General features: G+C 69.8%; 8 protein-coding genes. 3 read left to right on the forward strand and 5 right to left on the reverse strand.

Annotation, left to right across the window (positions count from 1 at the left end; all coding sequences use genetic code 11):
- Positions 1–92: 92 nt before the first annotated feature.
- Complete coding sequence (locus tag ACR9E9_RS05195; protein ID WP_435202367.1) at positions 93–1,607, reverse strand: sodium:solute symporter family protein; 1,515 nt, start codon at positions 1,605–1,607, stop codon at positions 93–95.
- A gap of 173 nt (positions 1,608–1,780) precedes the next feature.
- Positions 1,781–5,341 carry an indolepyruvate ferredoxin oxidoreductase family protein gene (locus tag ACR9E9_RS05200; protein ID WP_435202369.1) on the reverse strand — a complete coding sequence of 1,187 codons (3,561 nt, stop codon included), beginning with the start codon at positions 5,339–5,341 and terminating at the stop codon, positions 1,781–1,783.
- Positions 5,342–5,447: 106 nt separating this feature from the next.
- Between ACR9E9_RS05200 and ACR9E9_RS05205 the strand changes: the two genes are divergently transcribed.
- Entirely contained in the window at positions 5,448–6,659 is a 1,212-nt protein-coding gene (locus tag ACR9E9_RS05205; protein WP_435202371.1) for an alpha-hydroxy acid oxidase, read from the forward strand.
- A 49-nt stretch (positions 6,660–6,708) separates the two neighbouring features.
- Here the strand turns inward: ACR9E9_RS05205 and ACR9E9_RS05210 are convergent, their stop codons facing one another.
- Genes ACR9E9_RS05210 through ACR9E9_RS05220 form a run of 3 tightly spaced genes read right to left on the reverse strand, consistent with a single transcriptional unit; the run spans position 6,709 to position 10,674 of the window.
- Complete coding sequence (locus ACR9E9_RS05210; RefSeq protein WP_435202373.1) at positions 6,709–7,521, reverse strand: DUF3152 domain-containing protein; 813 nt, start codon at positions 7,519–7,521, stop codon at positions 6,709–6,711.
- A gap of 36 nt (positions 7,522–7,557) precedes the next feature.
- Entirely contained in the window at positions 7,558–9,081 is a 1,524-nt protein-coding gene (locus ACR9E9_RS05215) for a TM0106 family RecB-like putative nuclease (protein ID WP_435202375.1), read from the reverse strand.
- A 36-nt stretch (positions 9,082–9,117) separates the two neighbouring features.
- Complete coding sequence (locus ACR9E9_RS05220; RefSeq protein ID WP_435202377.1) at positions 9,118–10,674, reverse strand: dolichyl-phosphate-mannose--protein mannosyltransferase; 1,557 nt, start codon at positions 10,672–10,674, stop codon at positions 9,118–9,120.
- Between the two features lie 58 nt (positions 10,675–10,732).
- Between ACR9E9_RS05220 and rsmI the strand changes: the two genes are divergently transcribed.
- Both rsmI and ACR9E9_RS05230 read left to right on the forward strand, forming a co-directional pair.
- Positions 10,733–11,569: a 16S rRNA (cytidine(1402)-2'-O)-methyltransferase gene (gene rsmI, locus ACR9E9_RS05225; RefSeq protein WP_435202379.1), complete on the forward strand. Its 837-nt coding sequence runs from the start codon at positions 10,733–10,735 to the stop codon at positions 11,567–11,569.
- A gap of 18 nt (positions 11,570–11,587) precedes the next feature.
- Positions 11,588–12,367, forward strand: coding sequence for a histidine phosphatase family protein (locus ACR9E9_RS05230; RefSeq protein WP_435202381.1), 780 nt, complete (start codon positions 11,588–11,590; stop codon positions 12,365–12,367).
- Positions 12,368–12,373 lie beyond the last annotated feature (6 nt).

Genomic DNA, 12,373 nt, shown 5'->3' on the forward strand with positions numbered 1-12,373 from the left:
TGTCCATCCTTTCAGTCCACCTCCGGGGTGGGCCCGCATCCGGCGGATCGGGCCCCGCCCGGCGACGAGGAGGCGTGGTCGGGCTTGGCTCCCTAGCGGCCGACGGGCTCGTTGGCTGTGACGACCGTCCGCCTCCGGCTGGCGACGACCGAGTCGACGAAGGCCGTCGGAAGCTTCGGCGTGACCAGGCTGACCACGAACATCACGACGAAGCTGAGGACGATCCCGACACCGCCGTTGACGAAGATGTTCGGGATGGCCTCGAGGATGAAGTGCAGCCAGAAGAAGACGATCGGGCCGACGATGACCGTGACGATCGCACCCAGGGTGGTGGCTCCGCGCCAGTAGATCCCGAGGACCAGCGGACCCGAGACCCCGGCGAAGAACCCGTAGAGGCCGATCGTGGCCACGACCGCGAGGAACCTCGGCGGCTCCCACGCCAGGGCGAGGGCGGCGATGGCCGACACCATGATGGTGGCCCTGGTGATCAGGAGCGCTCGACGGTCGACACGAGCTCGCCTCTCGGGGGAGACATCGCCCTTCTTCAGGGCGAGGCGCCGGTAGATGTCGTTGCCGACGCAGGCGCCCATCGAGGAGAGGACGGAGTTGACCGTCGAGATCGCGGCGGCGATGACCCCCACGGCGAAGATCGCGGCGAAGACCGTCGGGAACAGGGTGTTCACGAGGACGATGGGTGCCTGGTCCGGGCTCTCCACCTGATCGGGGATCAGGGCCCGGGCCGCGAGCCCGGTCACGGCGCTCATCGACAGGATGAGCACGGTCACACCGCTGATGAGGATGAACGGACGGAACCGTCGGGGGCTGTCCAGCATCAGGAAGCGGTTGGCGATGTGCGGCTGCGTGGCGAACATCCCCTGGAACAGCGCGATGCCCGCGAGAGCGAGGATGCCGTTGTAGACCGGCGAGTCCTCGTTGAAGACCGCTGTGAGGTTGGGGCTCTCGTTCGCGAGATTGGTGGTGATCTCGCTGATGTTGCTGTAGACGAAGAGACTCCCGACGATCACGACGCCGCTGGCGACCACCATGATCGAGGCCTGCCACGCGTCGGTCTTGACGACGGCGTAGTTGCCACCGACCAGGGTGTAGATCGCGACGAGGACGGAGACCGCGACGAGCCCGACCGAGTAGTCCAGCCCACCGGTGAGGTTGAGGATCTGCCCGACGCCGGAGAGCTGGGAGACGATGTAGAAGACATTGGCGAGGTAGAGCACCGCGACGAGAACGCAGAGCAGGTCGCTCTGGTAGCGCGACCCCACCCAGTCAGGCAGGGACAGGGAGCCGAACTTCATGCCGACCCTGCGGAAGACCTTGCCGACGAGGATGAGTCCGCCGGTGAAGACGAGCGGAACGATGATGATCCACCACAGCCCGGAGAGGCCGGAGACGAAGGCGAAGCCGGCCACCCCGAGGAATGTGGCGGGGCTCGCCTGGGTCGAGGCGGTCGAGAGGGCGAGGGAGACGTGGCTCAGGCCCTTGGGCACCTGATGGTCACTGAGGGAGTGCGACCTCTTGGCGCCCGTGATGCCCAGCGTGACGAGCATGCTGACGAGCAGCGCGATGAGGACCCAGAAGATCACTTCGATCATGACCGGTCCTCCGGAGCGGCATCGACGTCATCCGGTCCATAGGTCGCGTACAGGCCGCCGACGATCAGGCCCCAGCCCACGACCAGGCTCACGGCCAGGATCCACCACATTGTCATTGCTCTTCTCCATCGTCATTGGTGAGAGTTCGGAAACTCAGCGGGTCCTCGAGGTCCTCAGGGCCTCGGCGGGGCCCCTGATCCGCTCGTGGTGGCAACGGTCAGCGTCAGGGGCGGCCGCGACAACTGCTCCCGCAACCGCTCGGCACGCTCTTGGGCGGCCACCACCCCTGTGTGCTTGACCTGCTCATAGCCGCGGATGCCGTCGGGCAGCTCGGCCAGCTGGACGGCAACGGCATGGTTGAGCGGGGAGACCGCGGCGATGACCTCCTCGACGAGGTCGAGGTACCAGTCGCGCACCCGGCGCTCCTCGACCCGGGACGGCTGCCACGCGAAGGGGTCGAAGGGGGTCTCCCGCAGCCGTCGTCCGGCGCGCAGGGCCCTGAAACCGGTGTCGAACCAGGAGCCCAGCTGGATCTTGCCCATTCCCAGGGTTCGGGCCAGGGGGGGCTGGAGGTTGTACGAGATCTCCACATCGCCCTGGAAGGTGTCGGCGATGTGCTCAGCGAAGCCGGGCTTGAGGTGCAACCGGGCGACCTCGTACTCATCCTTGTACGCCATGACCTTGAAGAGGTGACGGATGACCGCATGGGTCAGCTCGCGATGACCGGGAGCGACGCGGTCCTCGACCGTGGCCACCTCGATGACCCTGCCCAGGTACTGGTGGGCCGGCGCCGCGTGGCCGGCGTAGTCGAGCAACTCGGGCAGTCGCACGGCCAGGAGCCGCCGACTGTCCTCGTCGAGGCCGTCGGTGCGGGCCCAGAGGTGATCGAGGGCGCCTCGCGCCGCGGCCGACAGCGGCTCCCTGCGCAGGGCGAGCTCCGTGGCGGCGTCCGTCGGCGGTGGGGTGATCTCATCGATGACCTGCTGACGGTCGATCGCCCACAGACGGCCGTACCGAAAGGCCTGGATGTTGCGCTCGACGGCAACACCGTTGATGCGCAGCGCTTCTTCGATCGCCTGGGCGGAGAGCGGCAGGAGACCGTGCTGGTAGGCGGTACCGACGACGATGATGTTGGTGAGCATGAAGTCCGCGAAGAGCTCGTCCGCGATCCACCGCGCACGCACCTCCACGACCTCGTCGGTGACCTCGGCGATGCTGGCGCGCAGACCGTCCGAGTCAACCGTCGCGAACACGTCGCGCACCTGCTCCCCGGTCGGGAAGAGGTCGGAATTGAGGACCGCGGACGTGCGGCCGGGGCGACACCGCTCCAGGTTGGTGACTGCGGCAGCCCCGACCTCGTCGAGCGCGAGGTACGCGTGGGCCTGACCTTGACCTGTCTTGCTCGTCCAGTGCGTGACGCCCTCGGGCACGATGGCGAGGCTGGAGAGGACGGGTCCCCACTTCTGCGCAGCACCCGTCTGGTCGAAGGAGTGGACGCCGTGGCCGTCGAGCATGGCAGCGACGGACAGGACGCCGTTGAGGGTCAGGACGCCGGTGCCACCGACTCCCGGCATGTAGAGGTGGAAGGGTTCGTCGGTCGGCAGCCGGGTCCGGGTCGTCGGCTCGGGCAGGTCGCCGATCTCGATGGTGCGGGGGTCGCGCGTGCGGTAGCCGCGTCCTTCCTCGGTGCGGACGGTGACGAAGGCCGGGCAGTCCCCCTTGACGCAGGAGAAGTCCTGGTTGCAGGAGGAGGAGTGGATGCGCGTCTTCGGGCCGAACTCCGTGGGGGTCTTCTGCAGGGACATGCAGTTGCTGGAGCGTCCGCAGTCACCGCAGTTCTCGCAGACCTCCTCGTTGACGACGACGAACTCGGTGGGCTTCTCGAGCTTTCCCCGCTTCTGCAGTCTCCGGCGTTCGTTGGCGCAGGACTCGTCGTAGACCATCACCGTGCAGCCGGGAACCTTCTCGAGCTCTGCCGCGGTCTCGACCATCTTGTCCGCGTGGCGCACCTCGACGACGGAGGCGATCGGCTGGCTCGAGTACTGGCGCGGTTCCTTGCTGAGGATCACGATCCGCTGGACGCCCTCGGACTCCAACCCGCGGGTCAGGTCGGCGAGTCCGTGCTGGCCGACGGGGTTCTGGGCGCCGGTGTTGGCCAACACACCGTTGTAGAGGATCTTGTAGGTGATGTTGGTCTGGGTGGCGACCGCCCAGCGGATGTTGAGGTAGCTCGAGTGGTACAGCGCCCCGTCGCCGAGGTGCTGGACCATGTGCTTCTTGTCCGTGTACCGGCTCAGGCCGACCCAGGGCAGACCCTCGCCACCCATCTGGGTCATGACGTCGATGTGTCGCTCGGGCTGCTCGATCACCGTGTTGAAGCAGTTGCACCCGGGCGCTCCCCATGCCTCCTGGCCCGGGGCCAGGACCGTCGACGCGCTGTGCGGGCAGCCGGAGCAGAAGTTGGGAGTGCGTGCCTCGTGCGCGACGTGCTCACGGTCGGCGATCTCGGCGAGTACGCGCAGTCGGGGTGCCTCGGGGAGGCCACCGATGTCCTCGCCGAGGAGCTCGCCCAGACGGTCGGTGACGAAGTCGACGTCCATGCCGCCCTCGACGGGGAAGACGCGTCGACCGGTCGGGTCCGTCTTGCCGGTGACCTCGATCGGGCGGCCGAGGACCTGCAGGGCAGCGCGCACCTGCTGCTCGATGACGTCTCGCTTCTCCTCGAGGACGATGACCCGCTCGAGGTCGTCGGCGAAGTCGCGCACCGCCTCTGAGTCGATCGGGTAGATCAGACCGAGCTTGAGGATGCGGACCCCGGCCGTCCGGAGGTCGGCCTCGGTCACACCGAGATTGGTGAGGGCCTGGCGCAGGTCGGTGTAGGACTTGCCCGCGCTGATGATCCCGATGGTGTCCTGATCGCCGCTGACCACGACCTCGTCGAGCGAGTTGGCTCGGGCGTACTCCCGGACGGCCACGTGACGCTCCTGGTACAGGTGGCGCTCCATCTCGATGTTCTTGCCGGGGAAGAAGGAGAAGTCGGTCCGCTTGACGAAGGGGGCCCCTTCGATGCTCACGTCGGGCAGGACGGGACGGGCGTCCTGCGGGTCGAAGGACACGGTCGCGGCCGAGTCGCAGAGCGCGCTCGTGAGCTTCATCGAGACCCAGCAGCCGGAGAACCGGGACATCGCCACGGCGTGCATGCCGAAGGTGCGGAACTCGGCAACGGACGAGGGGTAGATGACCGGCACGCCGGCCGACATGAAGGCGTACTCCTGCTGGAAGGGCATCGTCGAGGACTTCGCCTCGTGGTCCTCGCCGGAGAGGATGACGACCGCGCCGTGCGTGGACGTGCCGGCGAAGTTCCCGTGCTTGAGTGCGTCCCCGCTGCGGTCGACGCCGGGGCCCTTGCCGAACCAGATGCTCGTCACGCCGTCCCACTCCGTGTGGGGGTGGTCGTCGAGCATCTGCGTCCCCATGTGCGCGGTCATCGCGAGCTCTTCGTTCCCCGCCGGGAGGAAGGTCGTGTCGTGCTCGGCGAGCAGGTCGGGGATGCGCTCGAGGTTGAGGTCGAGGCTGCCGATGGGGGAGCCGGGGTACCCGCAGATGAAGGTGCCGATCCGCAGGCCCGCAGCGCGATCCCGCCTCGCCTGCTCCAGGGGGAAGCGGATGAGGGCCTGCATCCCCGGTAGGTAGTGGGTGCCGCTCTCGGCCACCAGGCGGTCCGACAACTTCATTGAGATCGTCCTCCAAGATTGTGACACAGTTTTTGTGTCACAATCAGTGTGAGGGCGCGATGGTGCGTCGTCAAGTGGTCAGCACGAGTCCGAGGAGGACGCACACGTGAGACGTCAGTGGCCGTCACCGACCTTTCTTCGCGAGACCCTGCGTCCGCCCCGACCCTCGCGCCACCCGATCCGCGACCGGGTTGATCGGGCGGCCAGTGTCGAGGACCTGCGCGACATCGCCCGGCGGCGCGTACCGGCTGTCGCCTACGACTACATGGACGGTGCCGCTGGCTCGGAGTCGAGCTTGGCCCGCGCCCGACAGGCCTTCCGCGACGTGGAGTTCCACCCCCGGGTGCTCACCGACGTCAGCACGGTGGACCTCACGACGACCGTCGGTGGGGCCACGTCAGCGCTCCCCTTCGGAGTCGCTCCCATCGGGCTCACCCGACTCCTGCACCACGAAGGGGAGGTTGCCGGTATCCGTGCCGCCGCGGCGGCGGGCGTCCCCTTCGCCCTGTCGACGATGAGCTCGGTCTCGCTGGAGGCCGTGGCGGCGGCAGCGCCCAGCGCCCGCCGCTGGTTCCAGCTCTACCTGTGGAAGGACCGGGCCGCGTCCGTCGAGCTCATGACCCGGGCGGCGGCGGAGGGGTACGACACCCTGCTGCTCGCGGTCGACACGCCGGTGGGCGGGCAGCGTCTGCGCGATGTCCGCAACGGGATGACCATTCCGCCCTCCTTCGGTGTCCGCGACGCAGCCCGGGTGGCCACGCGTCCGGTGTGGCTGGCGAACTTCCTCACGACCGAGCCTCCGGCCTTCGCGTCGCTGAGCTCCTTCCCCGGATCGGTCGGGGACCTCATCACGGAGATGTTCGACGCGAGCTTGACCTTCGACGACGTGGCGTGGCTGCGGTCGGTGTGGCCGGGACGGTTGGTGGTCAAGGGCCTGCAGGACCCGCGCGATGCTCGCCGGGCCGTTGAGCTGGGGGCGGACGGTGTGGTGGTCTCCAGCCACGGCGGGCGCCAGCTGGATCGCACGACGGCACCCCTGCGTCAGCTGTCGGCAGTGCGTGAGGCGCTGAACGGGACGGGGGCCGAGGTCATGCTCGACAGCGGAGTGATGTGCGGCGCCGACGTCGTGGCCGCCCTGGCACTGGGTGCGGACTTCGTCCTCGTCGGTCGCGCCTATCTGTACGGGCTGATGGCCGGTGGTGAGTACGGGGCACGTCGCGCCCTGACGATCCTCGAGGAGGATGTCCGGCGCACGATGCAGCTGGTGGGAGTGGCCGCTGTCGGTGAGCTCACCCCCGAGCACGTGACCCTCGGCTGAGCCTGCCGCCACCCCGCCGCGGACACCGAGCGGGCAGCGTCACCGCCGGTCAGGGAATCGGCTCGCCCCGGACCGGTCGGCCGTCGGGCCCGCGCGGCCACGGGTTGGCCGTGCACCCGTCGAGGTCGAGCGTCTGCTGCAGCATGACCGGGGCGGGCCGCCCCTTCCCCGGGCAGGCCTCGTGACCTCGACCCAGACCGTGCCCGACCTCGTGGTTGATGAGGTACTGGCGGTAGACCGTGAGGTCCTTCACCTGCGGCACCCCGATGTACCAGCGGTCGAGGTTGAGCAGGATGAGTCGTCCTGCCCGGCACGAGGCGTAGCCGTCGGTGTTCACGCCCGCCTCGGCGCACCGCTCGTCGACCGTGTCGGGCGTCGCCAGCCGGATGACGAGGTCCGCCTGCCCGTCGGCGACCCGCTGGAAGCGCCACTGCCCTCCGGCGGTCCACCCCCGGCGATGGCTCAGCGTCCGGTCGATGACCGCGGCGAACTCGCGTGAGGTCACCCCGGACCCCTGCTCGACCTCGACGCGGTAGGAGATGAGCTCGCCCGAGCGCCCCCGCACCACGCTCTCGGTCGGCATCCGGGAGAACTGCCCCGTGGTCACGTAGTCGGGCAGCGTCGGGGTGGTGCGGCTCGGGCTCGAGGAGGAGGACGAGGAGGAGGACGGCGGCGAGGGCGAGGAGGAGGGGCTGGCCGTCGTGGACGTGGTCATCGCCGTGGCGCTGTCCTCGTCGGTGTCGGGGCCCGGTCGCAGCAGCAGGAGTGCCAGCGCGACGGCGAGCAGCACCACGACACCGGTGGCGAGCTGGCGCCGCCGTGCCTGCGTGGCACTGGTCGGCGCGAGTCGGGACGAGATCACGGGATCAGGGTAGGGCCAGTACCCGAGAGGACCGGCTCACCCGACCCGGGCGAGCAACCAGTCGCGCAGACGCAGCGTTGAGAGGCAGTCGTACTCGTTGTACTGACGCAGGTCGGCCAGCCGCTCGGCCGCGAGGGCGTCCTGTCCCTCGGCCACGGCATCGCGGTAGCGCTGGTACTCGAGGATCGAGTCGCCCCCGGCGGTCACCCCGTCGCTGTCCCGCAGCTCCGCGCCCATGTACAACGGCTCCAGGCGCTTGATCGAGTAGGAGGGGCTGCCGACGCGGACCGCGCTCTTGACCACGGCATACAGGTCGACGAGCACCCCGTCCGCGAGCAGTCGGGACACCTCCTCCTCGTACACCCCGTGGCGGGTCGCCAAGCGGGACAAAGCCGCCCGCTCGTAGTCGGCGAAGTGGTAGACGTGCATCTCCGGCCACCGGCGTCGGCGCTCGCCCACCCAGTCGACGAAGTCCACCAGCGCCTCGCGCTCGGCGGCGCGGTCGTGCGCCCAGAAGGGGGTGAACCGCTCGCCGTCCTCGGTGGTGAGGCACCCGAAGAGGTACTCCAGTCCCCACGTCCCCTCGGGCCCCTCGCGCCACATCGGGTCGCCCTCGAAGTCGAAGAAGACATCGCCGTCACTCGGCGGGGGCAGCCTGCGCAGGGCCGCCGGGTCGTGCACCTCGTAGGCGAGGGGCTGGTCCCGCGTCGGCTCGATGAGCTGCAGCCGGGCCTGGCTGCGCATCGCCTCCAGGCTCTCCGGGGCCAGGCCCTCCACGGCCTCGGTCCGCTGCGCCAGGTCGGCGACGGTCCGGACCCCGGCGGCCACGAGCAGACGCCGCGGGGAGGTGTGGACGCCGGCGACGAGCCCGACGTCACCCACGGCCGCGGCCTCGGCGCTGCAGGCATCGCACCGCAGGCAGGCCCGCCATCGCGGGTCACCCCAGACGACCGGGTGGCCTTCGCGCAGATGGGTGTCCAGCACCTCGAGGACCCGCGAGCGCACCGCGGTCAGGTCCTGCGTCAGCTCCTCCAGCGGGGTGTCGACGACCGAGTCGTCGCCGAGGTGGAGCCGGACGAAGGGGGCCACCGCCACCCCGTCCGCGGCCAGCGCCTGCGCGTAGGCCGCGACCTGGACGAGGGCGTGGAGGTGGGCGGAGCGAGCCAGCTTGGTCTCGGCGACGATCCACCTCCCTTCGTCGTCGCGCAGGAGGTGGTCGGCCCGACCGGTGAAGCGCTCGCCGCGCACCGAGGCCTGGTGGACCAGTCGGACCGTCGGGTCCGCGAGCAGCCGCAGCGTCGCCGCGTGGTCGAGGTCGCTCCCGTCGTGCGCGGCGCCCTCCTGGCGGGTCAGCCGCGCGGTGATGTCGGCCTCGCGCTCACGGCCCATCTCCCCGAAACGCTCGCGCACGGGATCCGGCTCCACCACCTCGGCCGTCCGACGCCCCAGCCGGACATCGGCCTCGACGAGCAGACCGAACTCGCACCGACGCCCGGCCCGCAGATCGCTCGCCGTGATCGTCGGGGGGCCGGGAACGCCGTCGCGCAGGGGGTAGTGCATGGCCACGACCCTATGAGGTGCTCCCGACAGGGCCCGTCACACCCAGCTGGGGAACCACATGCGCCACTGCCAGTGGCTGTAGGGGATGACCTGTGCGGTGTAGACGGGCCAGTAGAAGGCGAAGTTCGCGAGCACGAGCAGGCAGTACGCCCCCACGACCCAGTGGCCGATGCGCCGACGGCGCGCGCTCGCACCCGGTGGCCCCATGGCCAGGCCGAGCACGAAGACGACCGCGAGGATCACCCAGGGCTGGAAGGAGATGACGTAGAAGGTGAAGATCGTGCGGTGCTGCAGGAAGAACCACGGCAGCAGTCCGCCGACGAAGCCGGCGAGGATCGCCCCGGCGCGCCAGTCCCGCCGGAGGGCCCAGTGGTAGAGCAGGAAGAACAGCGCGATCGTCGCGAGCCACCAGATCGAGACCGAGCCGAGGCTGGTGATCGCCTTCGAGCACTTCTCCACGGTGCAGCCCTCGGACCCCATCGCCGGGGACTCGTAGAAGAAGGACGTCGGGCGCGACTGGACCATCCACGACCACGGGTTCGACTCGTAGGTGTGGGGGGAGGTGAGGTTGTCGTGGAAGTCGAGGACCTGCCGGTGGTAGTCGAGGAGCGAGCGCAGCGCCGGCGGCAGCCACTGCACCCCCTGATCGGGGTTCGCCGCCGCCCAGTCCCGGTTGTACCCGTGCTCGCTGGTGAACCACGTCACCCAGGAGGCGAGGTAGGTGACGAGGAGGACGGCGGTCATCGAGATCCCGGCCCAGACCCCGTCCTTGCCGATCCCGGCGACCGCCCAGTGGCGGGCGCCGACCGCCCTTCGTGCCCCCAGGTCCCACCACACGGTCATCAGGCCGAAGGCGGCGAAGAAGTACAGCCCGGACCACTTGGTGCCGCACGCGAGTCCGAGGCTGACGGCGGCGACGAGTCGCCACGGTCGCCACAGCAGCCAGGGGCCGGTCCTCATCCGCACGCCCTCGCCGAGGGCAGCGACCTTGTCCGCCAAGCGTTTTCGTGACCAGTCACGGTCGATGAGCAGCGCGCCGAAGGCCGCCAGCGCGAAGAACATCAGGATGATGTCGAGCAGCCCGGTCCGCGACTGGACGAAGTGGTGCCCCTCGAAGGCCATGAGGAAGGCCGCGATCGTCCCCAACCAGCTGGACCGGAAGAGGCGCCGCGCGATCCGACCGATCATGAGGATCGAGATCGTGCCGAGCAGGGCGACCGAGAAGCGCCACCCGAAGCTCGACGTCGACCCGAAGATCCACTCGCCGAAGGCGATGACCCACTTGCCGACCGGTGGGTGGACGACCATGTCGCCCTGGTCGGGGAGGAAGACGCCGGTCGTGCCGGAGGTGAAGGAGGGATCGACCTTCTCCCCGTCCCCCTTCCACTTCATCTCGACGCCGTAGTCGAGCATCGAGACGCCCTGCTTGACGTAGTAGGTCTCGTCGAAGATCAGCTGGTGCGGACGACCCAGCTGCCAGAAGCGGACGAACCCGCCGAGGACGGCGAAGATCAGCGGACCGAGCCAACCCCAGAGCACATCGGTGGGGCGGAAGCCGAGCAGCGTGGTACGCAGCTGCTCACGGCGATCCATGGCGACATCGTAGGTGAGCCGTGCGACGACCGAGTGAGCTGCTGGGATGATGGTCGGTATGCCTCTCGTCCTCGCCGCCACGCCCATCGGTGACCCCCGCGACGCCAGCCCCCGTCTCGGCCTGGAGCTCGCCGGGGCCGACGTCGTCGCCGCGGAGGACACCCGGCGGCTGCGGCGCCTCGCCGGTGAGCTCGGTGTCGAGCTGCCGGGCCGCATCGTCAGCTACCACGAGCACAACGAGGCCTCCCGGACCCCGGACCTCCTCGAGGCGGTGACGAAGGGGGAGAGGGTCGTCCTCGTCACCGATGCCGGGATGCCCTCGGTCTCGGACCCCGGGTACCGCCTGGTGCGGGCCTGCGCGGACGCCGACCAACCGGTCACCTGCGTCCCCGGCCCGAGCGCGGTCCTCATGGCGCTGGCCCTGTCCGGTTTGCCCGTGGACCGCTTCTGCTTCGAGGGCTTCCTCCCGCGCAAGGCGGGGGAGCGGCGCCGGCTGATCGAGGACGTCGCCACCGAGCGCCGGACCATGGTCTTCTTCGAGGCCCCGCACCGGATCGCCGCCTCGCTCGAGGACATGGCGCAGCTGCTCGGTCCGGATCGCCCGGGCGCGGTCTGCCGGGAGCTGACCAAGACCTACGAGGAGGTCCGTCGCGGAGGCCTGTCCGAGCTCGCCGAGTGGGCCGCCGAGGGCGTCAAGGGCGAGATCACCATCGTCGTCGGTGGGGCCGAGGCGACGACGGTCTCCATCGAGGACGCGGTGGCGGAGGTCATCGCCCGCCACGACCACAGCTCCCGGCTCAAGGACGTCTGCGCGGCGGTCGCCACGACGACCGGCCACGGCAAGAAGGCGCTCTACGACGCCGTCGTGGCCCACCGCAGGGATCACTCAGACTGACCTGAGACAATCCCGGCCATGACCGAGCCGCTGCCCGACTCAGGCACCGACCTGCCCTACGAGGAGTCCCCCGAGACCTCCACCGTGGCCCACGGCGCCGCTGGTGAGGCCGCGGCGGGCGCCCGCGAGGCCCACGCGGAGCACCGGGGCACGGCGCCCGACCCGCACGAGCGCACCGTGGTGCACCTGATGCGCCACGGTGAGGTCGACAACCCGGAGAAGATCCTCTACGGCCGGCTGCCGGGCTACCACCTGTCCGCGCTCGGCCGCGAGATGGCCGAGGTCGTCGCCGAGCACCTCTCGGCCGCGGACCTCGCCCTCGTCGTGCACAGCCCGCTCGAGCGCACCGCGGAGACGGCGGCGCCCACCCTCCAGCGTCACGGCCTGACGGCGGTCGTCGATCCACGCGTCATCGAGGCCGGCAACAAGTTCGAGGGACGGCGCTTCCGCAAGCGTCTGCTCTTCGATCCCCGCCGGTGGTGGTGGGTGCGCGACCCCACGAAGCCGACGTGGGGCGAGCCCTACCGCGCCATCGCCAAGCGGATGACGGCGGCCATCGAGGACGCGCGCGACCACGCCCGCGGCCGCGAGGTCCTCCTCGTGAGCCACCAGCTGCCGATCTGGACGATGCGCAGCGTCCTCGAGAGCCGCAACCTCTGGCACGACCCCCGGCGCCGCGAGTGCAACCTCGCCTCCCTCACCTCCGTGACCTTCACCGGGGACGAGATCACCGACGTCACCTACACCGAGCCGGCCGCGCACCTCTACGCCCGCGCCGCGAAGACCCCTGGAGCCTGACCCCCC

Origin of the sequence: Janibacter sp. GS2 (assembly GCF_051200835.1) — a bacterium.
Taxonomy (GTDB): Bacteria; Actinomycetota; Actinomycetes; order Actinomycetales; family Dermatophilaceae; genus Janibacter.